Source organism: Halomonas sp. 18071143 (genome assembly GCF_019211725.1).
Classification (GTDB): domain Bacteria; phylum Pseudomonadota; class Gammaproteobacteria; order Pseudomonadales; family Halomonadaceae; genus Vreelandella; species Vreelandella stevensii.
Map to the genome: position 1 here is coordinate 1370614 of NZ_CP078120.1, position 26166 is coordinate 1396779.

Annotated in this window: 22 protein-coding genes and 1 riboswitch; of the genes, 8 read left to right on the top strand and 14 right to left on the bottom strand. The window is 63.0% G+C overall.

What is annotated here, in order from left to right; all coding sequences use genetic code 11:
- Nucleotides 1-146 precede the first annotated feature (146 nt).
- Nucleotides 147-1142, top strand: coding sequence for a hypothetical protein (locus tag KVY02_RS06335; RefSeq protein WP_232710693.1), 996 nt, complete (start codon nucleotides 147-149; stop codon nucleotides 1140-1142).
- 104 nt (nucleotides 1143-1246) lie between these two features.
- On the opposite strand, the gene atzF is transcribed toward KVY02_RS06335, so the two are convergent.
- The 10 genes from atzF to epmB form a co-directional block, all read right to left on the bottom strand.
- Complete coding sequence (atzF, locus tag KVY02_RS06340; RefSeq protein WP_100730749.1) at nucleotides 1247-3067, bottom strand: allophanate hydrolase; 1821 nt, start codon at nucleotides 3065-3067, stop codon at nucleotides 1247-1249.
- A 38-nt stretch (nucleotides 3068-3105) separates the two neighbouring features.
- On the bottom strand, nucleotides 3106-3822 hold the full coding sequence (locus tag KVY02_RS06345) for a hypothetical protein (RefSeq protein ID WP_100730750.1): 717 nt from the start codon (nucleotides 3820-3822) through the stop codon (nucleotides 3106-3108).
- A complete protein-coding gene (locus KVY02_RS06350) occupies nucleotides 3819-4898 on the bottom strand; it encodes an isopenicillin N synthase family dioxygenase (RefSeq protein WP_100730751.1) in 1080 nt (359 codons plus the stop codon). Before KVY02_RS06350 ends, KVY02_RS06345 begins: the two co-directional genes overlap by 4 nt.
- Nucleotides 4895-8515, bottom strand: a complete 3621-nt coding sequence (gene uca, locus KVY02_RS06355) for an urea carboxylase (protein WP_218314806.1) — start codon at nucleotides 8513-8515, stop codon at nucleotides 4895-4897. Before uca ends, KVY02_RS06350 begins: the two co-directional genes overlap by 4 nt.
- A gap of 79 nt (nucleotides 8516-8594) precedes the next feature.
- The gene (locus KVY02_RS06360) at nucleotides 8595-9233 is read right to left on the bottom strand and encodes an urea amidolyase associated protein UAAP2 (RefSeq protein ID WP_218314807.1); all 639 of its coding nucleotides are present in this window, start codon (nucleotides 9231-9233) and stop codon (nucleotides 8595-8597) included.
- A gap of 10 nt (nucleotides 9234-9243) precedes the next feature.
- Nucleotides 9244-9966: an urea amidolyase associated protein UAAP1 gene (locus KVY02_RS06365; RefSeq protein ID WP_016913429.1), complete on the bottom strand. Its 723-nt coding sequence runs from the start codon at nucleotides 9964-9966 to the stop codon at nucleotides 9244-9246.
- Nucleotides 9963-10769, bottom strand: a complete 807-nt coding sequence (locus tag KVY02_RS06370) for an ABC transporter ATP-binding protein (RefSeq protein ID WP_039177589.1) — start codon at nucleotides 10767-10769, stop codon at nucleotides 9963-9965. The genes KVY02_RS06365 and KVY02_RS06370 overlap by 4 nt, the downstream gene beginning before the upstream one ends.
- Nucleotides 10766-11593: an ABC transporter permease gene (locus tag KVY02_RS06375; protein ID WP_081136957.1), complete on the bottom strand. Its 828-nt coding sequence runs from the start codon at nucleotides 11591-11593 to the stop codon at nucleotides 10766-10768. Before KVY02_RS06375 ends, KVY02_RS06370 begins: the two co-directional genes overlap by 4 nt.
- 73 nt (nucleotides 11594-11666) lie before the next feature.
- Nucleotides 11667-12740 (bottom strand): putative urea ABC transporter substrate-binding protein, encoded by a 1074-nt coding sequence (locus KVY02_RS06380; RefSeq protein WP_218314808.1) that lies wholly within the window; start codon nucleotides 12738-12740, stop codon nucleotides 11667-11669.
- Between the two features lie 58 nt (nucleotides 12741-12798).
- A riboswitch (guanidine-I (ykkC/yxkD leader) is annotated at nucleotides 12799-12917 on the bottom strand.
- Nucleotides 12918-13126: 209 nt separating this feature from the next.
- Nucleotides 13127-14149 carry an EF-P beta-lysylation protein EpmB gene (epmB, locus tag KVY02_RS06385; RefSeq protein WP_218314809.1) on the bottom strand — a complete coding sequence of 341 codons (1023 nt, stop codon included), beginning with the start codon at nucleotides 14147-14149 and terminating at the stop codon, nucleotides 13127-13129.
- A gap of 112 nt (nucleotides 14150-14261) precedes the next feature.
- On the opposite strand from epmB, the gene efp reads away from it, so the two are divergent.
- A complete protein-coding gene (gene efp / locus KVY02_RS06390; protein ID WP_016913434.1) occupies nucleotides 14262-14828 on the top strand; it encodes an elongation factor P in 567 nt (188 codons plus the stop codon).
- A gap of 70 nt (nucleotides 14829-14898) precedes the next feature.
- Nucleotides 14899-15879 carry an EF-P lysine aminoacylase EpmA gene (epmA, locus tag KVY02_RS06395; RefSeq protein WP_016913435.1) on the top strand — a complete coding sequence of 327 codons (981 nt, stop codon included), beginning with the start codon at nucleotides 14899-14901 and terminating at the stop codon, nucleotides 15877-15879.
- A 22-nt stretch (nucleotides 15880-15901) separates the two neighbouring features.
- On the opposite strand, the gene asd is transcribed toward epmA, so the two are convergent.
- From asd to rsgA, 3 genes are read right to left on the bottom strand one after another with little or no spacing between them, the layout of a single operon-like run.
- Nucleotides 15902-16744 (bottom strand): archaetidylserine decarboxylase, encoded by an 843-nt coding sequence (gene asd, locus KVY02_RS06400; protein ID WP_039177575.1) that lies wholly within the window; start codon nucleotides 16742-16744, stop codon nucleotides 15902-15904.
- 52 nt (nucleotides 16745-16796) lie between these two features.
- The gene (locus KVY02_RS06405; RefSeq protein ID WP_218314810.1) at nucleotides 16797-17636 is read right to left on the bottom strand and encodes a sulfurtransferase; all 840 of its coding nucleotides are present in this window, start codon (nucleotides 17634-17636) and stop codon (nucleotides 16797-16799) included.
- Between the two features lie 53 nt (nucleotides 17637-17689).
- Nucleotides 17690-18715, bottom strand: coding sequence for a small ribosomal subunit biogenesis GTPase RsgA (rsgA, locus tag KVY02_RS06410; RefSeq protein ID WP_026001635.1), 1026 nt, complete (start codon nucleotides 18713-18715; stop codon nucleotides 17690-17692).
- 146 nt (nucleotides 18716-18861) lie between these two features.
- Between rsgA and orn the strand changes: the two genes are divergently transcribed.
- Nucleotides 18862-19446 carry an oligoribonuclease gene (gene orn, locus KVY02_RS06415; RefSeq protein ID WP_218314811.1) on the top strand — a complete coding sequence of 195 codons (585 nt, stop codon included), beginning with the start codon at nucleotides 18862-18864 and terminating at the stop codon, nucleotides 19444-19446.
- A gap of 15 nt (nucleotides 19447-19461) precedes the next feature.
- On the opposite strand, the gene queG is transcribed toward orn, so the two are convergent.
- On the bottom strand, nucleotides 19462-20571 hold the full coding sequence (queG, locus tag KVY02_RS06420; protein ID WP_218314812.1) for a tRNA epoxyqueuosine(34) reductase QueG: 1110 nt from the start codon (nucleotides 20569-20571) through the stop codon (nucleotides 19462-19464).
- 127 nt (nucleotides 20572-20698) lie between these two features.
- Here queG and KVY02_RS06425 point away from each other — a divergent pair, with 127 nt between their 5' ends.
- The 4 genes from KVY02_RS06425 to mutL all read left to right on the top strand — a co-directional run bounded on the left by KVY02_RS06425 (nucleotide 20699) and on the right by mutL (nucleotide 26162).
- The gene (locus tag KVY02_RS06425; RefSeq protein ID WP_016913441.1) at nucleotides 20699-22192 is read left to right on the top strand and encodes a bifunctional ADP-dependent NAD(P)H-hydrate dehydratase/NAD(P)H-hydrate epimerase; all 1494 of its coding nucleotides are present in this window, start codon (nucleotides 20699-20701) and stop codon (nucleotides 22190-22192) included.
- A gap of 11 nt (nucleotides 22193-22203) precedes the next feature.
- On the top strand, nucleotides 22204-22701 hold the full coding sequence (gene tsaE, locus KVY02_RS06430) for a tRNA (adenosine(37)-N6)-threonylcarbamoyltransferase complex ATPase subunit type 1 TsaE (RefSeq protein ID WP_016913442.1): 498 nt from the start codon (nucleotides 22204-22206) through the stop codon (nucleotides 22699-22701).
- Nucleotides 22692-24173: an N-acetylmuramoyl-L-alanine amidase gene (locus tag KVY02_RS06435; protein WP_371317406.1), complete on the top strand. Its 1482-nt coding sequence runs from the start codon at nucleotides 22692-22694 to the stop codon at nucleotides 24171-24173. Before tsaE ends, KVY02_RS06435 begins: the two co-directional genes overlap by 10 nt.
- A gap of 78 nt (nucleotides 24174-24251) precedes the next feature.
- Complete coding sequence (gene mutL, locus KVY02_RS06440) at nucleotides 24252-26162, top strand: DNA mismatch repair endonuclease MutL (protein ID WP_218315053.1); 1911 nt, start codon at nucleotides 24252-24254, stop codon at nucleotides 26160-26162.
- Nucleotides 26163-26166 lie beyond the last annotated feature (4 nt).

Consider the following 26166-nt stretch of genomic DNA (forward strand, 5'->3'; position numbering starts at 1 on the left):
GGGTTATGCGTACTGGGTGGTCGATGCGGACTGGATGGTTGATAGTCGCGACAGCCATTCTAGTGGCGGGGGTATTAACCGCTGCAGCTTCTCACGAGCCGTTCGATGACCGGCTAGTGCGTTTGGAAGTACAGCGAGCGTTTCCTGTGCTAGAGACAACCCTTGAGCAAGAGACACCTGAGATCAATGCGCTGTTTCTTAGCTACGCCAACGAGCAGGCGATGTGGATGAGCGCTTCGCTAGCGCTTATACGCCACGGCGATATAGCGAGAAGCGTCTTGGTCGACTACGGGCTTTCCCCTCAGTTTCAGGAGGTACTAGTGCGCTTTGGTGCGGATGCGGTACTGCCCATCAGCTACTTCCGTGATCACGATATCGCTACCCTGCGAGCCCAGCACTGGGTTGGCGAGCGCTATCAACAGGTTAGCCGCTGGTGGAACGATGCAGAAGGAGAGGCGGGTGCTGAGTTCACCCCTTACCGCCGCGGGCAGATGGGCATTGCGCTATTGGACACCAATGGCCACGCGCTGCTAAACCAGTTTGTGGTTAGTGAACAAGGCGACGTGGAGTGGCTGCAGAGTGAGCGCTTAGTCGCAGGCGTCGGCGATTTCTTTACCAGTGGGCTACGCGATTTGGAAAGCCAGTGGCGGCGGGGGGACGACATGGGCGCCGCCGATCTAGGCTGGGCCGGTGTCGATCTGCTGGTGATGGCCAGTACTGTTAAGGTGCTGCGTGCAGGGAGAGCGGCTAGAACCGCTCGGGTAGGCAGCATCGAAGCGCAGGGCGCTCGTGCTGGTGTGCGCCAAGGTATTGTTGTCTCGGGCGGACGCTTCGCCACGCTGCCGCGGATTGCCAAAGTGGCAGCGGTGGCGACCACTGCCTATGTGGTAGTACGACACCCAAGCTTAGTAAGTGCGCTTGGTGCCAATCTATCAAAATGGCTCGGCTGGCCGGTATGGCTGGGCCAATTTCTAATCTGGCTGATCGTATTATTGCCGGTACTGATCATTGCGCGTTTTTTCTATCGTTGGCTGCTCATACCACTGCTGTGGCTACTGATGCCCTTGATGAGATTGTGTTTTAAGGCCGCTAACCGTTCGTTGGCCAAGCGCACTCAAGGGCAGGCAGAGGAGCCAGGTTGACCAGGCTTTGTACGAAAAGTCGGCGAGCGTAGGCAGTTTTCGTACAAAGCCTAAAAGGCCCATCCGCAATGCTTTATATACGCATGGGCCTCTTACCATCAGCGTTAAGATCGACTCGCCAGCCACTGTCGCCAGCCGCCAAATTCGGTGATATCTTCCGCTTCACCGCCTTCATTGAGCGCCCCTGCGGTGCAGATAAAGCCGCATTTCCAGCTGCCGTCGGCAAGCTCCACTTGGCCTAAACCGAGCGGGGCGGGAACACCTGCTAAAAAACTGCCCACGGTTTCGATGGGCAGACGCCACACTTCCACATCAATGGCTTGACCATTGTCATCGCGCAGCATTGCCGGGCGTTTGGGTGGCCCACCTGCCAGGGCAAAAAGCTTATAGCGCGGGGCGCTTTGGGTAGTGCTCACCAATACTCCGCCACGCTCGGTCAATTGGTAGTTAAGCGGTAAGCCTTGCAGGTGTGCACCGCATACTATCAGCTCCATGGTGCCGTCTTGCGCTGAAGCGGGGAGTTCTGTCAAGGGCGGGTGCTGTATGTCGGTGGCACCTAATGGCAGCATTAAACGTGCTTCCAGGGCACGGGCGAGGGAGAGTAACGTTAAGTCAGCAAACACCGGCCCAAACAGTGTCACGCCCACGGGCAAATCGCGCTCGCTAAAGCCTACAGGCACGGCCAGGGCACTGTAGTCGAGCAGGTTCATAAAGTTAGTCCAGGTGCCCAGGCGGGAGTTGACGCCGATGGGATCCGCCGCCACTTCGGCCTTGCTCGGGTGTGTGACCGTGGTGGGCGAGAGCATAACATCGACGTTCGCCATTAACGCATCGGCCTGGCGCTTGAATTCGGCGAGCTTATAGCGCGCATCGAAGGCGTCCACCGCCAGCGGGGTAGCGCCGCCTTGGGTAATTTCAAACGTTACCGGGTGAACCGCCTCAGGATGGGATTGTATCAACTCGCTAATAACATGGTAGCGTTCGGCTACCCAAGGGCCTTCGTAGAGCAAACGCGCTGCTGCGAGTAACGGCGAACAGTCTAGCTCAACTTTTTCGCCGCCAAGGGCTTCCAGCTCAGCAATCGCTTGGTGCATGCCTTGGGTATAGGCCACATCGGTTTGCCACTGGGCTTCAGGCGGTACGCCAAAGCGGAACGCGGAAGGGGCCTTTCCATAGCGTCTGGCGTGCACGGCAAAATCGTGCTTGCGCGACCAGGCGCACTGATCATCATAGGCAGCGGTAATGCTGAGCACTTTCGCGGCATCGTCGGCGGTGAAGGTAAACAGACTAATGGTATCCAGTGTTGCGCAGGCGGGTACTACGCCGCGGGTGCTGAGCAGGCCCAGGCTTGGCTTGACGCCGTACAAGTTGTGAAAACAGGCCGGCACACGGCCTGAGCCCGCGGTATCGGTACCGAGAGCAAAGCTGACCATGCCTGCCGCCGTGACCACCGCCGAGCCGCTGCTGGAGCCACCCGGCACCCGCGTCGGGTCGAAGGCATTGGCGGGCGTGCCGTAAACCTCCAGCGCCCGTTCACCGACCAGCCCCGTGGCAAACTGATCCAGGTTGGTTTTGCCCATGGGGATCGCCCCCGCATCGATCAGCTGCTGCACCACAAAAGCATTTTCCGTAGGTGTATAGGCATACGCCGGGCTGCCAGCGGTGGTCGGAACGCCCGCCAGGTCGATATTGTCCTTGATCGCAAACGGAATGCCGTAAAGCGGCAGGGACTCCGGCGATTCGCCTTCCAGGCGTTGGAGGTAGGGCGCTAATTGCTCACGCGTCAGCCGGGTGATCCAGGCAGGGTCATGGCCGTGTGTATCGGCCAGGGAGAGCAGGTGTTCTACCAGTCGTGCAGGTGTCAGGTTGCCCTGCCGATAGGCGCTGTGCAGGCTGGCGATATCCAGCGCTTGGGTGAGTGCCATGGTGGTCTCCTAATCTAGTTCTGAGCTAGTGGTCTTACCTAGCCGTTCTGGGTCGTGTCGAGCTTGAGTGGCGTGTCGTTCATTGGCGTGGCTGGGTGACTTATGCGCCAGGGGTGGGTCGAAAGACGAATCTGCCACCCTTGCCCATCGCGCTCCAGATAGTCCATGCACAGGCTGGCTCGCCAGCGCAGTGCGTCGTCGCTGGCCTTTTCCAGTGGCGTGTAAAGCGAGTCATGGTGGCCTGATGCGGGGCGCGGAGTGATGGCCATGGCATGGTCACCGATCTGTAACCAGCGTAGCCGCCCTTGGGCGTCGGTGCGCACTAGCTCGCGTTGGCCGGGGGGGCATTGGCGTTGCCAGTGTTCGACGTAGCGCCCGTGGGGGTGCTGCTCTTCGAGCAGGTGGTCATCGAGCCAGGCCAGGTGCCCGACGTCTTTTTCCAAGCTGGGGTTCAGGTCCTGCAGGCGGTGCCAGGTGCATACCGGCCCGTCGATCTGGGTGATGCCGACGAAACCGGTCAGGTGGGCGAGCCATTCGAGCTGCGCTCGACTGCACGCCCCCAAGTGCTCGATGCCTGCCAGCGCATCGTGATGGGCGGGAAGGCGCAGGTCGGCATGCCACTGAGCGCCCTGAATCCAGACCACCTGGGTGCCGGTATCCGTGTACTGGTAGGGCGGCTGAGCGGGCTCGGCATAGAGCGTGCGCTTCCAGACGCCCCGAAACTCGGTTGGTGTGGCGGGGAGTGGTAGGGTCATGAGACGGGCTTCCCGTCTTGGGCAGCCGAGTGCTTGCCGTGCTGGCCCAGGCTTCCCACTTCTCGGGCACCTTCGGGAAGCGTAATCTCACCCTTTGCCAAACGCTCGCGCAGGTAGCGGAAGGTCTGGATCGTTTGGGCGTAGAGGTGTTCGCCCGCTTTGAGCGGTGCGTAATGAGCTTTGCCGTGGCGCTCGACCAATTCAGGCAGCGGTGCCACTTCAGTATGGTAATCACAGGCGAAAAACAGCGGGAAAGAGTAGCGCTCCTGTTTAACTTTGCGCACTCGGTGGGAGGTCGCCACAAATTCTCCGTTGCTCCAAATTTCCAGCATGTCGCCAATATTGACGACTAATGCATCCTCTTGATAGGGGACATCGATCCATTTGCCTACACCATTCATTACCTCGAGCCCCGGTGCCGTGGGTAGCAGCAGCGTGAAGCACTCGTAGTCGGTATGGGCACCGATGCCTTGGGCATCTTCGGCATCAGGGTTATACGGATAGTGGATCAATCGCAGTTGGCTGGGCGGCTTGGTGACGTGGCGCAGTAGCTGCTGCTCATCAAGACCCAATGCTCGGGCAAAGCCGCCCATGAGTGCCCGGCCCACTTGGTAGGCAGCCTCGTAGTAGGCGGCGATAGGCTCGCGGAAACCGTCAAGGTCGGGCCAGGGGTTGGGACCGAGGAGTGGCGTACCTGCCAACACCTCTGGGTCGTCGCTGGGCAGTTCAAAGGCAAGATCAAACGCCTCTTTCATGTCCGGCTTGTTAGGGTCTGGCGACTCTTCACCAGGAGGAACATAGCCTCGGTGGTGGTGGTAGATGCCGATGTAGCGCTCCATTTTGATGGCTTCAGGTTGGGCAAAGAAGCGTTTGGCTTGAGTAATCAAACCCTCGCGAAGCGGGAGGTCGATACCGTGGCCCACCATTTGAAAGAACCCCACGTCTCGTGCGGCGCGACCAAGGTTATCCGCAACCGCTTGGCGTGCAGCGGCATCACCATGGAGTAAACCGCTAATGTCGATAACGGGGATTGCTTGAAAGTCAGCTAAGCGCTGGTCGGCGGTGATCTGGCTCATGCGTTTACCTCCTGTTCACTGGTGAGCACCACAAGTGGTTGCCCCGGGGCAATGGAAGCGCCCTCAGAAAGGGGTAAGCGAGCAACACGGCCAGCGCAGTGGACGGTGATCTCAACTTCCATTTTCATCGACTCCACCAGTGCCACTGGCTGGCCAGCCGTTACCAGATCACCTTCTTCCACCAGCAATTTCCACAGACTGCCGGTGACGGGGCTTTCGATGCCTATTTCGTGATCATCCAGCGCGGTGACTTCGGTGGCTTCCGGGGCCTGGTCTTCAAAGGTGAACTTGCCATTGGCACGCCAGGCGGCCATTTCGGCCTGGAAGGCGGCTTCACGCTTTGAGCGGAAGGTCTCAATTGCCGAGGCATGTTTGTCGATGTCGGCTTGGTAGTCCGCCAAGCGAAAGCGAGTCGTTTCAATGGACAACTCGTAACGACCATGGGGGAAGTCGCGGCGAATTTGCGCCAGATCCCCGTGGCTGACCTCATGAAAACGCAGTTGATCAAAAAAGCGCAGCAGCCAGGGGTTCTCGAAGTGGGCCGTGGTGCGATAGCGGTTCCACATCTGCAGGGTGCGCCCCACGAACTGGTAGCCGCCAGGGCCTTCCATGCCATAGATGCACAGGTAGGCGCCGCCGATACCCACCGAGTTTTCGGCGGTCCAGGTGCGGGCCGGGTTGTACTTGGTGGTAACCAGCCGCTGGCGCGGGTCGAGGGGCGTGGCGACCGGTGCGCCGAGGTAGACGTCCCCTAGCCCCATGACGAGATAGCGGGCGTTGAAGACGATATCGCGCACCTGCTGCTCGCTTTCCAGCGCATTGATGCGGCGTATGAAGTCCAGGTTGCTGGGGCACCAGGGGGCGTCGGGTCGCACGCTGCGCTGGTACTTGTCCACCGCTTCCTGACAGGCGGGGTCGTCCCAGGAGAGCGGCAGGTGCACCACGCGGGACTCAACTTCCAGCGACTCGACATCCACCAGCGCCTGTTCGGCCTGGCGCAGGTGGTCGAGCAACTGGTCGAGGCTTAGCTCGCGGGGCTCGTAGTGGACCTGCAGGGAGCGAATGCCCGGCGTCAGCTCGCGCAGCCCCACCACTGGGTGCTCGCGTAGCCACAGCATCCAGGCGTGGACCCGAAAGCGCAGCGCGATATCCAGCTCCATGGGGCCGAACTCGATCAGCAGGAAGTCGTCACCTGCGCGGCGGTAGACGATGCGCTCGCCTGCCTGAGCAGCATCGACCTCGCGGAGCAGCGGCGAGCCGCGCTCGGCCTCACAAACGGGCGCGGGCTGGGCGGATAGCTGCTGCAACTGCGTCAACTGATGCGCTTCCAGGGCGCGGGCATCTTCCAGGCGGATCGGCACGAAGCGCACCTTGTCGCCTGCCGTCAGTTGGCCCAGCTTCCAGCGTTCGGCGCGCACGACCGTGGCCGGGCAGACGAAGCCGCCCAGTGAGGGGCCGTCGGGGCCCAGGATGACCGGCATGTCGCCGGTGAAGTCGATGGTGCCGAAGGCGTAGGCGTTGTCATGAATATTGGAGGGGTGAAGCCCCGCCTCGCCGCCATCGGCGCGTGCCCAGGTGGGCCGAGGGCCGATGAGCCTGACGCCGGTGCGGCTGGAGTTGTAGTGAACCTCCCACTCATGGTCGAAAAAGCGCTCGATATCCTCGTCGGTAAAGAAGTCCGGGGCGCCGTGGGGGCCGTAGAGAACCGCAATGCGGGTCACCTCCGGGCCGCCAAAGGTGGGGATCAGCGCTGGGTCCAGCGTCTTGACGGGCGCAGCTGAAAACGCGGGCAGGTCCAGCATGTCGCCACTGCGCAGGGCACGACCACCGTGGCCACCAAACTGGCCCAGCGTGAAGGTGCTGCGTGAGCCCAGGTAGCGGGGGCAGTCGATGCCGCCCCGCGCCAGCAGGTACGCGCGGGCGCCCACGGCGGCCTTGCCCAGGGTCAGGGTGGCGCCGGCTGGCACGTCGATGACCTGCCAGCCGGAGATGGCGGTGCCATCGAGGGTGGCAGGCAGCTCGGCGCCCGCCAGCACGATCTGGGTGGCGCGATGAAAGCGCAGCGTGGGGCCATTCAGGGTGATTTCGAGCCCGGCGGCCTCGTCGGGGTTGCCCAGCAGCCGATTGCCCAAGCGAAACGACCAGTCGTCGAAGGGACCAGATGGGGGAACACCCACGTCCCAGTGGCCTTGACGCCCCGGGTAATCCTGCACGGTGGTCAGCGTGCCCGGGCTGAGAACTTCCATGGCGGGAGGGGCCCATGCCAGCTGGGTGAGCCAGTGCGTATCGATCTGGGCGGCGTCGAAGCGGGCGTCCCTCAGCACATGGGCCAGCCAGCGGCGATTGGTGGCAATGCCATATACCGAGGCATCTTCCAGGGCCGTGGCCAGCCGGGCAATGGCCTGTTGGCGAGTGTCGGCATGGACCATCACCTTGGCCAGCATGGGGTCGAACAAGGGGGTGACTTCCAGGCCTGCTTCGAGGGCGTGGTCGATACGCAGGCCCTGATCCTCGGGGAAGGTGACTTCGGTCAGCAGCCCCGCGCTGGGGCGGAAATCGTGCGCTGGGTCTTCGGCATATAGCCTGGCCTGCACGGCATGGCCACGGGGCTGCAGGCCCTCTGCCAGGCTGGCCAGCGGGGGGAGTGCCTGGCTACCGAGGCGTACCATCCACTCGACGATATCGACCCCGTAGACCAGTTCGGTCACCCCGTGCTCGACCTGCAGGCGGGTATTGACCTCTAGGAAGTAGAACGCCTCGCGTTCGGCATCGTAGATGAATTCGACGGTGCCCGCACTGCGGTAGTTGACCGCCTGGCCAAGCTGCACCGCCGTGGCGTGCAGGGAGCGCCGCACGGCATCAGGCAGGTTGGGAGCAGGGCACTCCTCAAGGACTTTCTGATGGCGCCGCTGGGTGGAGCAGTCCCGCTCGCCAAGGGCAATCACCTGCCCCTGACCATCGCCGAACAACTGCACTTCCAGATGGCGAGCACGGGCGATGTAGGCTTCGAGAAAGACGCCGCCATCGCCGAAGTTGCGCTCGCCCAGACCTTTCACCGAATCAAAAGCGCGGGCCAGCTCTGCCTGGGAGTGGCATACCTGCATGCCGATGCCGCCACCGCCAGCGGTGGACTTGAGCATTACCGGGTAGCCGATACGCTCGGCGTGAGCCTTGGCGTCTTCCAGCGAGGCCAACAGCGGTGAACCGGGGACCAGCGGCACACCGGCCTGTTCGGCCAGCGCGCGGGCTTCGTGCTTCAAGCCAAATTGGCGGATCTGCTCGGCGGTCGGGCCCAGGAAGACCAGACCGGCCGTGTCGCAGGCGCTGATGAAGCGGGTGTTTTCCGACAGGAAGCCGTAGCCGGGGTGAACCGCCCGGGCGCCGCTTTGCTGCGCAATGGCGATGAGCTTGTCGATGTTCAGATAGGTCTCGCTGGCGCCGCCTTCACCCAGCGAATAGGCTTCGTCGGCCTGGTGCACGTAGGGCGCATCGCGGTCGGCGTCGGCGTATACCACGACGCTCTGGATGCCGAGGGCGTTCAGCGTTCGCAGGATACGCGCGGCAATGGCCCCGCGATTGGCAATCAATACCTTGGACAATAACGGTGTCATGGACATGGTGGTGCCTGCAAAGAAGGGCGGGCCGTCCCGCAGATGAATCAGCCCCTTGGGGTCGTCCCCAGGAGGAAAAGTGACCTCACTCCCAGACCAGCAGCTCGATGGGCGTCGGGTTGTAGCCGTTACAGGGGTTGTTGAGCTGAGGGCAGTTGGAGACCAGCACGATGACATCCATGTTGGCTTCCATCTCGACGTACTTGCCGGGGGCCGAAATACCGTCGGCAAAGGTCAGCCCGCCGTCGGCCGTCACCGGCACGTTCATGAAAAAGTTGATGTTGTGGGTGATGTCGCGTTTGGTCAGCCCGAACTCGGGATAGCGGGCAATGGCCTGCATCCAGTTGTCGCGGCAGGAGTGCATGTGGCGCTTTTCGAGATCGTAACGCACGGTATTGCTTTCGCTGGCGCAGGCACCGCCCAGGGTGTCGTGGCGGCCACAGGTATCGGCGGTGATGGTCAGCATGGTGCGGCCTTCACTGGACATCAGCCGGGTGCCCGCCGTGAGGTAAACCGCGCCCTGTTCGCGCACGGTATCCATGGCGCTGTAGCGTTCGGCGGTATCGTCGGCATTGAAGAACAGGGTGTCGGCGGCCTGGTTACCCTCCAGGTCCAGAATGCGCAGGGTCTGGCCGCGTTTCACGGTGCCGATGTAGTGGTCACCGGCCTCGACGGTGGTGCGGCGGACGGCGTTTTCAGGGCGTAAGGTGCTTTCGATGATCATGGTGTCCCCCTTAGAGGCCGAGGTGGTAGAGGCGATTGTTGGCAAAGCCACGTGCGTTTTCGGGCCGTGAGCGGTAGCAGGGGTCTTCCTCGGTGGGAGGCTCCGCCGTGCCTAGCGCGATATCGACGCCGCGACGGGGGTAGTGCGGGCTGGGGTCGAGGGGGTGCGGGCAGGTGTGCAGCAGCACCAGCGTATCCATCTCGAAACGCAGCGTGACGCGGCTGCCCGGCTGGCAGTGGTTGTCGACATAGCGCAGCTTGCCTGCGTCATCGCTCTCGACCCGTGAAAACAGGTTGAGGTTGGCCGCCAGATCGCGTCGGCCCAGGCCGTATTTCGCCAGCTCGACGAGAAAGGCATCGTGGCCGGTGCGGGTCCAGTCATTGTGAGCCTGCTGGTAGCTCACCGGCTGCCAGCCCTTGGCCAGAAGGTGGTGGGGCATCAGGTTGCCGCCCACGCTATCGTGCCAGCCCAGGGTGTCGTGGGTGATCGACGCAAAGATGCGGCCCATGTCGGAATAGAGGCAGTGGCCCTGGGTGAGTTTGAAAGTATGCTGGCACTTCAGGGTGTCCGGCAGGTTGAGGCGCTCCAGCAGGTTTTCCGGGTTGTAGCAGAGCAGCCCTACGTTGCTGTTGGCCTGCTGGGCTGACAGGGTCAGCGTGGTGCCGCGGCGCAGGCGCAGGGACCAGTGATGGCCGCCGGGCAGGTGCGTGGCGTAATCCGCGTGGGTTGTCATGACAGCGTCTCCTGTACGTGGGTGGTCAGACCGCGTTCCGCCAGCGTGTCACTCAATGCCTGGGCGGAGTGTGCGCGGTTGGCCTGTTTGCCGATGGGCAGGTCGTAGGTGATGGTGGCGCCATAGGCCTCGGGGGCCTGGGGGTCGTGGCGAGTCTTGTCGAAGACCCACAGCCGCGTGCCGAGGGCGAAGGCTTCCGTGAGGTCGTGGGTGATCATGAAAATGGTCAGCGACTGCTCTTGCCAAAGCCGCGTGATCAGTGCATGCATGTCCTGGCGAATGCCGGGGTCGAGCGCGCCGAACGGCTCGTCCAGCAGCAGTAGCCGAGGTTTCATCATCAGCGCCTGGGCAATGGCGAGGCGTTGCTGCATGCCGCCGGAAAGCTCGTGGGGGTACTTGTGCAGCGCATGGCCCAGGCCCACCTCTTCGATGCGCGCCGTGGCCACTTCGATGGCGCGCCGCCGGGATGCACCAAAGCGCTTGCCCAGCAGCGGGGCAGTCCGCAGCTCTTCGGCGATCATGACGTTGCCCAGGACGGTCAGGTGGGGGAAGACCGAGTACTTTTGAAACACGACGCCTCGGTCAGGGCCTGGTTCGTCAGGAATGGGCTGGCCATCCAGCAGCAGGCTGCCTTTGGAGCGCTTCTCGGTGCCCAGCAGCATTTTCAGAAAGGTGGTCTTGCCGCAACCTGACGCGCCCACCAGCGTCACGAACTCGCCTTCCTCGACGGAGAAGTTGAGGTTTTCCAGCACCACGTGCTGGCCATAATGCTTTTCCAACCGGTGGGCGGAGAGCAGGCTCATGATTTGTCTCCTTCATCGGCGTGATACCAGGGGAAGGCCAGCCGTGATACCCAGGCCAGCAGTTGATCCAGCACAAAGGCCAGCAGGGTGATCCAGGCCACGTAGGGCAGAATCACGTCCATGGAGAGGTAGCGGCGCACCAGAAAGATGCGATAGCCAAGGCCCTCCTGGGCGGCAATCGCTTCTGCTGCAATCAGGAACAGCCAGGCGCTGCCCAGCGCCAGCCGTGTGGCATTGAGCAGCCGAGGCGTCAATTGAGGCAACAGCACTCGCAGCAGCACTTGCCAGGAGCTGGCGCCCAGGGTCTGGGCCTTGATCAACTGTTCGTCTGGCAGGCGCAGGGCGTGGCCCTGCAAGTCACGAATCAGAAAGGGCGTCACGCCCATCACGATCAACGCGATCTTGGCCGCTTCCCCGGTGCCAAAGGCGATGAACAGGATCGGCAGAATGGCCATGGGCGGTATCAGCGACGTTACCGTGATCAGCGGCGAGAGCTTGGCGCGCAGCAGCGGAATGCCGCCACTCAAGATGCCCACCACCAGGCCGATCAGCGCGCTGATACCGACACCGATCAGCAGCCTTTCGAGGCTGGCGAAAGTGTCGGTCCACAATACGATCTGGCCGGTGCGCACGTTCTCGGCCGTGGCCAGGTGGTGAAAGGTCTGCGCCATGCTGCCAGGGGAAGGCAGCAGGCGGTCGTTGGGGTTGTCAGCCAGGCGAGCACTGGAGGCGCTCAGGTAGAGCATGCCCAGTACCAGAAACGGCACCAGTCCCAGCAGCCAGCGGCCGCCGCGCGAGGGCGACAGGTTAATCAAGCGCTTCATGGCAGGGTCCACCAGGTAAGTAAGGGGCAGAAGCGGCGAGCCGCCGCTTCATGGGGCGAATACCGTGGCCTCGTTACTGTGCGTCGAGGTACGCCTGAGTAAAGGAAGGATCGAAGCGCAGCTGCACGTTGCTCTCGTCACCGAAGATACCGCTGGGCGTTTCGATGCCCACCACGCCCGCGCTGGGTGCCATGTCGCCCAACAGCCCGTGGGTAAAGCTGAAGTCGGCCACTCGCTCCATGGTGTCCAACAGCTCGGGGCTTTCCATCAGCGCCACGGCTTCGGCGGGGTCGGTATACAGGTAGGTTGCCTCTAGCTGGGCACGGTAACCCTCCAGATCGGTGCCGGCGGCATCGGCCATGATCGTCAGCGCGTGCTCGTCATTGACCTCGACAAGCGCCATGACCTCGTACCAGGCGCCCACCAGGGCGTGCCCCAGCGCGGGGTAGTCGGCCAGGGTTTGGGTGTTCACCACCATCATGTCGAGAATTTCACCGGGGATTTCCGCCGAGGTGTACACCACCTGGCTGTCCGGCATTTCGGCGATGGTGCTGAGCTGCGGATTCCAGGCGGCTACGGCTTCGGTAATGCTGCTGGAAAACAGGCCGACGATATCGGCGTCGGAGGTATTGACCGTTTCGATGTCGCGCTCGGTCAGCCCAACGCTCTCCAGGGCGCGTGCCAGAAAGTAGTGAGACACGCTGAACTGCACCAGATTGACCCGGCGGCCTTCGATATCCGCCAGCTCACTGCCCCCTTTGAGCACGATGCCGTCATTGCCATTGGAGTAGTCGTTGATGATCAGCGCGGTGGAGTCGACGCCGCTGGCGGCAGGAATGGTCAGAGCGTCCATGTTGGTCATGGCGCAGCCATCGACGTTGCCCGAGGTGAACTGGTTGATGGACTCGACGTAGTCATTGACCTGTATCACGTCGATAGCGATGCCGTGCTGCTCGGCCCATTTGTCGACGATGCCTTCGACATCGGCATAGGCCCAAGGCATCCAGCCTGCATAAATGGACCAGCAGACGCTGAATTGGTCACGCTCCTGGGCATGCACGAAAGAGGGGGCCAGCGAGGTGGCAAGCAGGGCGGCCGAGAGCGGAGCCAGCAGATATTTACCAGGGGTGCGGATGGAACGGGTCATGAGAGCCTCCAGCGGCTAAGTAAAAACTCAGGGGGCATCGGCGCATCACTGTGCCTTATCCTCCCGGGCTTTTATCCCGCCGTGTAACCTTGCGCTTGCAAGGTCGATCGCTCTCGGACCAGCCACAGCCATCAGGGGCGTTTCGTTGATGGTGTCGGAACCCTAGCGATCTATTGGAAACTCGATTGTGCGGCTGCGATAGCGGCCAATACCCCGTGTGTAACACCATGAACACAGCAAAATATTGGCCGCTTGCTTAAAAATGACGGTGAATCATGCGTTTGGCGACGTTTCTGACGAACAAGGCATGCAGCGTCGCTTTTGTCTGCGCATTTTTTTGGTGCGTTATTATTGGGCTTGCACCAGGCTGTATCGGTTATCAGCGCTTACAGCGGCGTCTTGCTCATCCTGCCCGGTACTTCTCGCACCAGCCTGGGCATCAGGAAGCCGGGCAGGTGTTCGAGCAACTGCTGGACCAGCGCTTTGGCGCGTTCGTCGGTGACGTCGTAGTGGGCTGCGCCTTGTACGGGGTCGAAGGCGTGCAGATAATAGGGCAGTATCCCCGCCTCGAACAGCCGTTCGGAGAGCGTGGCCAGGGTCGTGACGTCATCGTTGATGTCGCGCAGCAGGACGCTCTGATTGAGCAGCGTGACGCCCGCCTGCTTGAGGCGCGCGCAGGCTGCGACCACGGCCTGGTCGATCTCGTTGGCGTGGTTGATGTGCAGCACCATTACCTTTTGTAGCCGGGTGTTGCCAAGCCAGCCCAGCAGGTGGTCATCCACCCGGTCCGGGATGACCACCGGCAGGCGCGTATGCAGCCGCAGTCGCTGCAGGTGGGGAATCTCTTCCAGCTGCGCGACCAGCCAGCTCAATTGCCTGTCGTTGGCGGCCAGCGGATCGCCGCCGGAGAGAATCACTTCCCGAATGGCGCTGTCCTGGCGGATATAGCCAAGGGCCTCCTGCCATTGGGCTCGCGAAGGCGCGTGCTCCTGGTAGGGGAAGTGGCGGCGAAAGCAGTAGCGGCAGTTGATGGCGCAGGCTGGGCTGGCGATCAACAGCACGCGGTTGGTGTATTTATGGATCAGGCCTTTGGCCGGGCGGTGCTCGGCTTCTTCCAGTGGGTCGGTGACATAGCCAGGCGGCGACAGGGCTTCTTCGGCCAGCGGCAGGACCTGGCGCAGCAGCGGGTCGCTGGGGTCGTTGGGCGCGATGCGTGACAGGTACGCCTCGGGCACGCAGATATCGAACAGGCGATGCCCCGCCTGGGCTTCTTGCTGCCACTGGGCGTCCAGGCCAAGGCGTTGGCAGAGGGTTTGCGGGTCGCGAATGGCGCGGGATAGTTGCCGTTGCCAGGAGGCGGGCGCCTCGTCGGATATCGAGTGACCGGCAATGATGATGTTCTCCTGCAAAAAGCCCTCCTTCGGGTTATCATGCGCGCACTTGGCTACAAGGTTAACGACGGCGAAGCAGGGCTGCGCGCGTCACCGACTGAAACACACCATAGAACCATTGAGAGGCAGTATGGCGAACTATTCTACCAATGAATTCAAAGCGGGTTTGAAAGTAATGCTCGATGGCGATCCTTGTTCGATCGTCGAGAACGAGCTGGTCAAGCCTGGCAAGGGTCAAGCGTTCAACCGCGTCAAGCTGCGCAACCTGATGACTGGCCGTGTCGGTGAGCGCACGTTCAAGTCTGGTGACTCGCTGGAAGGCGCTGACGTCATGGATCTGGAGATGGAGTACCTCTACACCGACGGTGACATGTGGCACTTCATGAAGACCGACGGCTCTTTCGAGCAGTACGCGGTAGAGAAAAAAGCACTGGGCGAGACCGAAAAGTGGCTCAAGGAGCAGGTGCCCTACACTCTGACGCTGTGGAACGACAAGGCGATCTCGGTCACGCCGCCCAACTTCATCGAGCTGGAAGTCGTCGAAACCGACCCCGGCCTGAAAGGCGATACTGCTCAGGGCGGCTCAAAGCCTGCTACGCTTTCCTCGGGTGCCGTGGTACGCGTACCGCTGTTCATCAACCAGGGCGAAGTGTTGAAGATCGATACCCGCTCCGGTGAATACGTATCACGCGCTTGATCGGCGTCACTTGCAAGCGGTAAGCAAAGCCACGCACTCTGCGTGGCTTTATGTTGTCAGGGAGAAGGGAATGACGGCCAGTTGGCAGCCAACAGCATCCATGGAGACGCTACGTGAGCGTGCGCGCCTGCTTGCGGCAGTGCGCCATTTTTTCGTATCACGCGATGTCATGGAAGTAGAGACCCCCGTCCTCGGGCAAGGGGGCAGTACCGATGTCAACCTCGTGTCGCTGGCGACGCGGGCACGCACCGACAAGGGCCAGCGCAAGTTGTGGCTACAAACCTCGCCGGAATTTCACATGAAGCGGCTTTTGGCGGCGGGAAGTGGGCCGATCTTTCAGCTGGCTCGCAGCTTTCGTGATGGAGAGGTGGGGTCGCGGCACAATATCGAATTCACCATGCTGGAGTGGTATCAGCCGGGCTATTCGCTCGCCCAGCTGATCGAAGAGACCACGGCGCTGGTCGCCCATGTGATGCCCAATGCCCCTGGGCCGGTGGTGCACTACCGCTACCGTGAGCTGTTTCATACGCATCTGGAAGTGGACCCTTTCACCACCTCGCTGGACACCTTGCGTCTGGTAGCGGCCGAGCGGGGCAGCATGCCCGCCAAGGCGCTGGCCGAGGAGGGGCGTGATACGTGCCTCGATCTGCTCATGGGCATGGTCATCGAGCCGCGCCTGGGCCAGCAGGAGCTGAGCGTGGTGGTGGATTATCCGGCCAGTCAGGCGGCACTCGCGCAGCGCCATCAGGATAGCGATGGGGAGTGGGTGGCGTCGCGGTTCGAGCTCTATCTGAACGGGGTTGAGCTGGCGAACGGCTACCATGAGCTGACCGATGCCGACGAGCAGCGCCAGCGGTTTGCCCGCGATAACGAGGAGCGTCGTCGGTTGGGGCTGAGCGAAGTGGACGTGGACGAGCGGCTGCTGGCCGCGCTGGCCCATGGAATGCCTGCTGCCTCCGGTGTCGCGCTGGGCATCGACCGGTTGATACAGCAGGCCTTGGGTAAGGGGAAGCTGGAGGAAGTACTGGCGTTTGCTACCCCTGCCTGTTGAGGTTGGCCGTGCCGGGCGCTGGCTATGACGCCTGCGGCGTTGCCAGGGATTGGCCCATGGCCACCTTGGCGCCCAGCTCATGCTCGGCAAAGGTGATCGGCTTGGCGAAGCAGGTGACCACCGTGGAGCCCAGCTTGAAGCGGCCCATCTCGGCGCCTTTTTCGATCACGATGGGCTGGCCGAAGACCATCCGCTGGGGCGTGCCCGCCAGCGGGGTCACCTGGCCTGCCCAGACGGTCTCGATGGCGGCCACGATCATGGCACCCACCAGCACCATGGCCATGGGGCCGTGCTCGGTATCGAAGATACAGACCAGACGCTCATTGCGCGCAAACAGGCCGGGCACGTAGTTGGCGGTGGCCTGATTGACGGAGAACAGCCGCCCCGGCACGTAGATCATTTCGCGTAGCGCACCGGTCACCGGCATGTGCACGCGATGGTAATCCCGAGGGGAGAGGTAGACGGTGGCAAAGCTGCCTGCCATGAACTCCTGGGCCAGCGCATCGTCCCCCCCCAGCAATGTATGCACCGAATAGCGATGCCCCTTGGCTTGCACGATGTCGCCTGCGCACAGGCGGCCAAACTGCGAAAGGGTGCCGTCGGCCGGGCTGAGGATGCCGTCGCCCAGGGGGCGGGCATCGGGCTTCAGTGCCCGAGTGAAGAAGTCGTTGAACGTGGCGTAGGCGGTAGGGTCCGGTTCCAGTGCTTGGCTCATGTCCACGTCGAAGCGTTTGATGAACGCCTTGATGACGGCGTTCTTGACCCGTGGTTGATCGCACGCGGCGACCTTGCCCGTCAGCCGGGAAAGCGCGTGATGGGGCAGTGGGTACTGCAGTAGCGAAAAGGCTTTTTGAGAAACGGTCACAGTGGTGTCTTTGTCTCGATGTCGGTTGAGTGTCGTTGGCGCATGGCAGGCATCAGCGTTCGATGGGGGTATCGTCGCGATTGCCCCATTCGCCCCAGGAGCCCGCGTAGCCACGAATGTTGAAGCCCAGGGCCTTGCCCACCAGCCAGGTAAAGCTGCTGCGGTGGTGGCTTTGGCAGTGGGTGGCGATCTCCATGTCCGGTGTCAGGCCCAGCGCGCCCAGTTCGGTGATCAGTTCGGCGTAGTCGCGAATGCGCAGCGCGCGTTGATGATCCATGGCATCTACCCAATCCATGTTCACCGCGCCGGGGATGTGGCCCAGGTGCTTGTTGTTGCCACGCTCACCGTCGTACTCGGCCTTCGAACGGGCATCCCAGATGGCGAACTGCTTGTCGTTCAGCTTGTCGAGAATCTCGTCGCGGCTGATGGCGGCCTGAGGATTGAGAATGTCGGCCTGATAGTCACTGGGCGTGGGGGCCGTGGGGTCGGTGCTCTCTTCGAGGCCCGCGTCGCGCCACGCATGAATGCCGCCATTCAGGTAGGAGTAGCGGGTATGGCCAATCAGCTCTAGCGTCCAGAGCAGGCGAGCGGCCCAGCCGCCACCCTCGTCATCGTAGGCCACCACGTGGGTATCACGGGTCAGGCCCATGGCGCTGAACAGCTGCGAGAGAAACGCCACGGAGGGCACGTCGCTGGGGACCGGGCCCTCGCCGCGCATCAAATAGCGGTAGTCGAGGTAAATGGCGCCGGGCACGTGCCCCTGCCGGTAGCTGTCGCCATTCAGTGGCACATCGACGATCAAGAGCTGAGGGTCGCCCAGATGCTCGACGAGCTGTTCTGGTTCGACGATCAGTGGCAGCACGTTGGTTTCGGAAGAGTGGCTGTTGGTCATGGTCGGCTCCCTGTCCCTGCAATGAAAGTAATCTGAGCCATCGGCGTCAGCCGTCAGGCCTGGGTGTTCAGGCTATCCAGTATGCGTCGGTAGCTGGTAAAGCGCTCTGGGTGAATCTTGCCCGCCTCGACGGCATTCAGTAAAGCACAGCCGGGCTCATTGCGATGGCGGCAATCCCTGAAACGGCATTGGCCCAGGTAGGGGTGAAACTCGATGAAGCCGTTGGTCACTTCCTGTTCATCGAGGTGCACCAGCCCGAATTCGCGGATGCCGGGGGAGTCGATCAGCTCGCCGTCGTGCACTTCGTCGCTGCGCATGGCGTAGAGCCTGGCGGTGGTGGTGGTATGAGTCCCCTTGCGCGAATCTTCCGAGAGGGCGCCGATGCGCAGGGTCTCGTCCGGCAGCAGCAGATCGATCAGCGAGGATTTGCCTACCCCGCTCTGGCCGACGAACACCGAGGTACGGCCCTCCAGCTGCTGACGCAGGGCGTTCAGGCCGTCAGGGTTGGCCGTGGTGGTACGCACCACCCGATAGCCCAGTTGGCGGTAACGCTCCAGTAGTTGGCCAAGTTCGCCACCGCCTTCTGGCAGCAGGTCAGTCTTGTTGAGCACCAGTACGGGCGTGATGCCGGTGGCCTCGGCGGCGACCAGGTAGCGGTCGATCAGGTTGGGGTGCGGCGCGGGTTCCACCGCAAAGACGATCAGCAACTGGTCGATGTTGGCGGCCACCGGCTTGAGCTGCCCTCTGGCATCCGGGCGTTTGAGGATCGTGTCGCGCTCCTCCCGGGCCACCACGACGCCAGAGCCATCCTGACCCGCTCGCCAGATCACCCGGTCGCCGGTCACCAGCCCTTCCAGGTTGGCGCGCAGATGGCAGCGTACCGGGGTGCCGTCGGCATCGCGAACTTCCAGGGTACGGCCGAAGTGGGCCATCACACGGCCTGGCTGTTCGGGACCATACTCCCCGGCGGAGAGCTTTTCGGCATCCCGCGCGTCGCGTTTTTCCGCCCGCTGAGCGCGCTCGGCCTGAATTTTTTCGACGCGCCACTGCTGCTGACGGCTTAATTTACGTTTGCTCATGACCACCCGATGATCGTTACAATAGCAGGCATTGTAACCACCTGAGCCACCCACTGTCCCCTACGGGGTGCGGTGCAAGGCAATATAAGCGACACTTTTATGCACATCGCTCGTGTTGGAGCGACTTTGGCCAAGGAATGAGACGAATGAGTGAGCAAGCCGTCAACCCGCGCAGCGACCTGCTAGTATGGATCGACCTGGAAATGACCGGCCTGGAGCCGGACAAGGAGCGCATCATCGAAGTGGCCACGCTGATCACCGATGCGCATCTCAACGTGGTGGCCGAAGGACCGGTGATTGCCGTCAAGCAGCCGGACAGCCTGCTGGCCGCCATGGATGAGTGGAACCAGAAAACCCACGGTGAGTCGGGGCTCGTGGCGCGGGTCAAGGCCAGCCAGGTGAGTACCGAAGAGGCCGAGCAGCAGACGCTGGCGTTTTTGAGCCGCTACGTGGTACCCGGCTCATCGCCCATGTGTGGCAACAGCATCCATCAGGATCGCCGCTTTCTGGAGCGCGAGATGCCCGCCCTGTGGAGCTTCTTCCACTACCGCAACCTGGATGTGTCCAGCGTCAAGGAACTGGCCAAGCGCTGGAACCCGAGCGCGCTGGAAGGGTTCAAGAAGCGCAACGTACATTTGGCGATGGACGACATCAAGGAGTCGATTGCCGAGCTTGCCCACTATCGCAGCACTTTTCTGCGCGTGGCGCCCGGCAGCGACCAGAAGGATTGATTAGCGCTAACGTTTTCAGCCTTGCGTCGCGATGCGCGCTGCGCGTTTCTGGTGCTGCTCTGCCAGTGCCCAGACCACGTGCTCGCGGACCAGCGCGCTGGGGTAGGCGCGGCGTGCCCACAGGGCGGCTTCGACGTCACGGCCCCATGGCGCATTGCCCAGGCCCACCGCCAGGTTGCGTAGCCAGCGCTCGTAGCCGATGCGGCGTATCGGGCTCCCGGCGGTCTTGTCGAGAAACTCCGCCTCGCTCCAGCCGAACAGAGTGACGAGCGAGGCGCGGTCGAGATCGTGACGCGGAGCAAAATCCTGCTCTTGGGTCGGGCGTGTGAAGCGGGTAAACGGGCAGACCAGCTGGCAGTCATCGCACCCATAGACACGGTTGCCCATGGCCCGGCGGTACTCCACGGGGATCGCGCCGTGCAGTTCGATGGTCAGGTAGGAGACGCATTTGCGCGAATCGACCACCTTGTCATCGACGATGGCGCCGGTGGGGCAGGCCGTGCGGCAGGCGCTGCAGCTGCCGCAGTGCTCTCGCTCGAAGGGCGGGTCCACGGGCAGAGGCAGGTCGGTATACAGCTCGCCGAGAAAGAACAGCGAGCCAGCCTGGGGGTTGAGCAGCATGGCGTTCTTGCCGAACCAGCCAAGCCCTGCCTTCTGGGCCAGGGCACGCTCCATGACCGGGGCCGAGTCGACGAAAGCGCGAAAGCCAAAGGCGCCCACCTCTTGCTCGATCTGTCGTGCCAGCTGGGCCAGCCGTTTGCGCATCAGTTTGTGGTAGTCGCGCCCCAGCGCATAGCGCGATACATAGGCACGCTGGGGCTGCCCCAGCACTTTGGTGGTGGCAACGTCGGCGGGCAGGTAGTCCATGCGCACGCTGATCACCCGCTGTGTGCCGGGCTCCAGCTCGGCCGGGCGGGTGCGCTTGGTGCCATGCTTGGCCATGAAGCCCATGTCGCCGTGATAGCCCTGTTCCAGCCAGCGCTCGAGATGGCGCTCGTGGACGGCAAGATCGGTGTCGGTGATGCCGACCTGCTGAAAGCCCAGCTCGCGCCCCCAGCGCTTGATCAGCACGGCGAGTTGCTGGAGTCGCTCGGCAGAGAGTGAAAAATCAGAGGAAGGTGGCATGGTTGATCAACATTGGTGCAACAGGCGCGCTATGCTAACCCATTACGCTTTCATACGATATCCACGGTGCTGCCGTGTCAATGAATACGGCGGTGCCTCGGCCCATGGCAGCCGCTAAGGAGAGACCGTGTCCACACTGAGTACCTCATCGTTACGCCCTTTGTACAAGGCAGCCCAGGTGCGTGAGCTGGATCGACGCACCATTGCCAGTGGCATCGACAGCTTCGCGCTGATGCAGCGTGCGGCCTCCAGCGCCTGGCACAGCTTTCGCTCGCGTTGGCCCCAGGCCCGCAGCGTCACGGTGCTGTGTGGAAGCGGCAACAACGGGGGCGATGGCCATGTGCTGGCGGCCCTGGCCATGCAGGCAGGGCTCAAGGTTCAGCGGCTTTCGAGCAAACCCCTGGCAGCGCTCACGGGTGACGTGGCCAAGGCGGCGGAGCTGGCATCGGCAGCCGGGGTGGGATTCGACGAGTGGCAGCCCGCCACGACGCTGGTGGGGGAGGTGATCGTCGATGCCCTGCTGGGTACCGGGCTTGCTGGTGAACCCCAGGGCAACATCCGCCAGGCCATCGAGGCCATCAATGGCGCGCACCAGCCGGTGCTGGCGCTGGACATTCCCTCGGGCCTGTCGGCGGATAGCGGGGCCGTGCTGGGCAGTGCGGTGGTGGCGGATGGTACCGTTACCTTCATTGGCGACAAGGTCGGGCTGCATACCGGCGACGCGCCAGCCTATACCGGCGAGATCGACTTTCGCCCGCTGGGCGTGAAGGCCCAGGCCTTTTTCGATATCCCGCCCACGGCATGGCGGCTGGATGAAGCGCTGCTGGTCGACGCCTTTGCACCTCGTTCGCGGATCAGCCACAAGGGCAACCTGGGGCATGTGCTGGTCATGGGCGGCGCACCCGGCTTTGGTGGGGCCGCCTTGCTGGCCGCGCAGGCGGCGGCGCGGCTAGGCGCGGGCAAGGTCACCCTGGCGACGGCCGAGGAACACATTACCGCCAGTTTGGTACGCTGCCCGGAAGTCATGGCCCGAGCCGTGCGCGGCGGGGCGGAGGCCGCCGGGTTGCCCGACACCGCCGACGTGGTGGTGATTGGCCCGGGGCTGGGGCAGGACGCCTGGGGTCAGGCGCTGTTGCAAAGTGCGCTGCAGGGGGCGACGCCGCTGGTGGTGGATGCCGATGCCCTGAACCTGCTGGCCAGCCGCTGGCCTGACGTGCGCCGCGATGACTGGATACTGACCCCGCATCCGGGGGAAGCCGCGCGGCTGCTGGGGTGCACGGTGGCCGAGGTACAGGCGGATCGCCCTGAGGCGGCGCGGGCCTTGCAGCGTGCCCGTGGCGGCGTGGTGGTCCTGAAAGGCGCAGGCAGCCTGATCGTCGGCCCCAGTGGGCTGGTGGTATGCCCGTATGGGAATCCCGGCATGGCCAGCGGCGGGATGGGTGACGTGCTGAGCGGCATGCTGGGAGCCTTGGCAGGCCAGCATGACCGCTTGGAGTGGAGCGCCTGGCTGGGTGTCATGGTACACGGCCTGGCGGGTGATGCCGCCGCGAAAGCCAGCGGAGAGCGTGGCCTGTTGGCAAGTGATCTGGCATCCTATGCACGAGCGTTTATCAACCCGTGAAGGCAGCCCACATGCAGGTGCAATCAAGTGACGAAATGGCCCACGTTGCCTTTGGAGAAGCGCTGGGCAAGGCGCTGGAAGGTCGCGGGCGAGTGTATCTCGAAGGCGACCTGGGGGCAGGCAAGACGACGCTGACGCGAGGCATCTTGCGTGCCTACGGTTATCAGGGGGCGGTCAAAAGTCCCACGTACACGCTGGTAGAGCCCTACGAGCTAGGCGAGCAGCGGATTTATCACCTGGATCTTTACCGCCTTGCCGACCCGGAAGAGCTGGAGTTCATCGGCGGGCGAGAGGTGCTGTCCGACCAGGCCTTGTGCCTGGTGGAGTGGCCCAGCCAGGGCGCTGGCTGGCTGCCCGCGCCCGATCTATGGATACGCTTGCAGGTGGCGTCACCCGGTCGCCTGCTGACATTAAGTGCCGAGACGCCGCATGGAGTTGCGGCGTTGGCTCAGCTCGAAACGCTGGCGGCTGAACAGCAACAGGAGTGTGGTGTGGTTCAATGGACATGAGACAGTCATTGGTTGCCTGGGCAGGCAGGTTGGCCACCGGGTGCGCGCTGCTCTTGATGAGTAGTGCATCGTTGCAGGCAGCGACCGTCGAGAGCATGCGCCTGTGGGCGGCGCCCGATCATGCGCGGCTGGTGTTCGATTTGAGTGCCGCTGCCCAGGCCAATGTGTTTACCCTGGATAATCCGGCGCGGCTGGTCATCGACCTCGACGACAGCCAGCTCGATACCGACGTCTCGACGCTGCCCTTGGAGGGTAGCGCTATCGCTTCGGTGCGTACGGGCACGCGCGATGGCGGCGGCCTGCGGGTGGTGTTGGAACTCAACCGTGATATCTCTCCACGCCATTTCACCTTGCCGCCCAACGATCAGTACGGTCACCGGCTGGTGGTGGATCTGGAGTACCCCGGTGAAAGCGCCGTCGAAAACCCCATCGACCCCATCGAGGCGATGATCCGCGACCAGGAGATCATGGCCCAGCGTAGTGCCCAGGCCCAGCAGGCAGATGTCCCCAGTGCGGTGGCCGATGTGCCAGAAGCACCCACCCAGCCGGTGGAGGTTCAGCCTGCGCAGCCCCACCCGCGCCGCGACATCATCATCGCCATCGATGCCGGGCACGGAGGGGAAGACCCCGGCGCCATCGGGCCTGCCGGTACTCGGGAGAAGGACGTGGTGCTGGAGATAGCCCGTCGCCTGGCCGCTGATGTCAATCGAACCGAAGGCTTCAAGGCCGTGCTGATTCGTGACGGTGACTACTATCTTGGCTTGCGCCAGCGTACCCAGCTGGCCCGAGAGCAGAAAGCCGATTTCTTCGTCTCCATCCATGCGGATGCCTTCACCAGCCCCCGGCCGCAAGGCAGCTCGGTGTATGCGCTTTCCCAGCGGGGTGCCACCTCGGAAACCGCTCAGTGGCTGGCCGATAGCGAAAACCGCGCCGACCTGATAGGCGGTGTCGACGGCAGTCTGTCGCTGCGCGACAAGGACCAGGTGCTGCGTGGCGTACTGCTCGACTTAACCATGACGGCCACGCTCAACGACTCGCTCTCCATCGGTGGGCAGGTGCTGGAGCAGTTGGGTCGGGTGAATCGCCTCCACAAGAGTCGCGTGGAGCAGGCCGGTTTCATGGTGCTCAAGTCGCCGGACATTCCGTCGCTGCTGATCGAGGTGGGCTTCATTTCCAATCCCGACGAAGAGCGACGGCTACGCGACCCGGTGCATCAGCAAGGCCTGTCGACGGCGATTTTCAGCGGCCTGCGCGAGCATTTTCAGAGCAACCCGCCACCGGCCAGCCTGCTGGCCTGGCAGCGCGACAATCAGCGCCGCCCCACGGGCAACGAATACCGTATCCAGTCTGGCGATACCCTGTCGGCCATCGCGATTCGCCACGGCGTGCCGGTGAACCAGCTCAAGCAGGCCAATGACCTGAACGGCGACGTGATTCGTGTGGGTCAGGTGCTGCGCATTCCCAGCTCTTGAAACGGATGACGAGCAGGCCGGGGCAACAGCGCTATGGAAACGAAGCAACGAAAACAGGTGAGGTGAAGGTTGGCTGAATTGACTTCTGCCGCTGGGCGGATACAGGTACTGGACCCCCGTCTGGCGAACCAGATTGCGGCCGGAGAAGTAGTCGAGCGGCCTTCGTCGGTGGCCAAGGAGTTGATCGAAAACGCCATCGATGCGGGCAGCCAGCGCATCGAGGTGGATATCGAGCAGGGCGGCGCCCGTTTGATCAAGATCCGCGACGACGGCATCGGTATCGGCGAGCAGGACCTGCCGCTGGCCCTGGCGCGTCATGCCACCAGCAAGATCACCAGCCTGGAAGATCTCGAAGGCGTCAGTTCGCTGGGGTTTCGCGGGGAGGCGCTGGCCTCCATCAGCTCGGTCTCCCGGCTGGAGCTGGTATCCAATGCTGAAGACGATCCTCGCCAAGGGTGGCGGGTGGTGGCGGAAGGGCGTGGCATGGAGGCCAGAGTGACGCCTGCGCCGCACCCGCGTGGTACCAGCGTGGCGGTGCGTGATTTGTTCTTCAACACGCCGGCCAGACGCAAGTTTCTGCGCACCGAGAAGACCGAGTTCGCCCATGTGGAAGAGGCGTTCCGCCGCCAGGCCTTGTCGCGTTACGATATTGGCTGGGTGCTGCGCCATAATCAGAAAGTGGTGCATCAACTGCCGCCCGGGGATACCGCCGCCGCGCGAGAGCGGCGCATCGCTTCGCTGCTGGGCAAGAACTTCATCGAGCATGCCCGCTACATCGAGCGGGAAGCCGGTGGGCTAAGACTCAGTGGCTGGGTGGGTCTGCCGACGCACTCGCGCTCCCAGGCGGACCAGCAGTATTTCTTCGTCAATGGGCGCGTCGTGCGCGACCGGCTGGTGGCCCACGCGGTGCGTCAGGCCTACCGAGACGTGCTCTACAACGGTCGGCATCCGGTCTTCGTGCTCTACCTGGAGCTGGACCCGGACGTGGTGGACGTCAACGTTCACCCCACCAAGCATGAAGTGCGCTTTCGCGATGGGCGCATGGTGCACGATTTTCTCTACTCCAGCCTGCATCACTGCCTGGCAGTGTCTCGGCCCAGTGAAGTTGCCGAGCCCGAGGTTGACCAAGCCCCGCAAGCCGAGTCGATTACGTCTGATGCCGAGCCGCCTGCGGCCTCGGCGCCACGCTGGCAGCAGCAGGGCATGGCGTTAGCGGAGAGTGAGGGTCGCCACCCAGGAGCCGAGCGGGTGCGGCGGTTCATGCAGGGTTACCAGGCGCTTCACCCCGACCATGAAGAGACGCTGCTGACGCCTCAGCCCAGCCCGCCAACGGCCACGATGCCTGAAGCTCATCAGGTGCGCGAGGCGCCGCCCGTCATGCCCCAGGAGGATGCCACGGCCGCGCCGCCGCTCGGATTCGCGCTGGGTCAGCTGCATGGTGTTTATATTCTGGCTCAGAACGCCCAGGGGCTGGTGCTGGTGGATATGCATGCGGCCCATGAGCGTATCGTCTATGAGCGCATGAAGCAGCAGTGGTCTGCCGCGCAGGGGATCGATGCTCAGCCGCTGCTGGTGCCGGTGTCGCTGGCCGCCAGCCGCAGCGAAGTGGCGACGGCCGAAAGCGAGCGCGAGGCCATTGCGCAGCTAGGTATCGAGCTGGACGTGGCAGGGCCGGAAACGCTGCTGGTTCGCCAGTTGCCAGCCCTGCTGGCCCAGGCAGACCCCGAGGCACTTGTGCGTGAAATGCTGGAGGAGCTGTCGCGCTTTGGCCGCACCCATCAGGTAGAGGCGCGCATTCACGAGCTGCTCTCCACCATGGCTTGCCATGGCAGCGTGCGCGCCAATCGCCGCCTGACCCTGGATGAAATGAATGCGCTGCTGCGCGACATGGAGCGCACCGAGCGTAGCGAGCAGTGTAACCATGGTCGCCCCACCTGGACGCAAATGAACATGAAGGCGCTCGATCGTCTGTTCTTGCGTGGCCAGTAGCCTT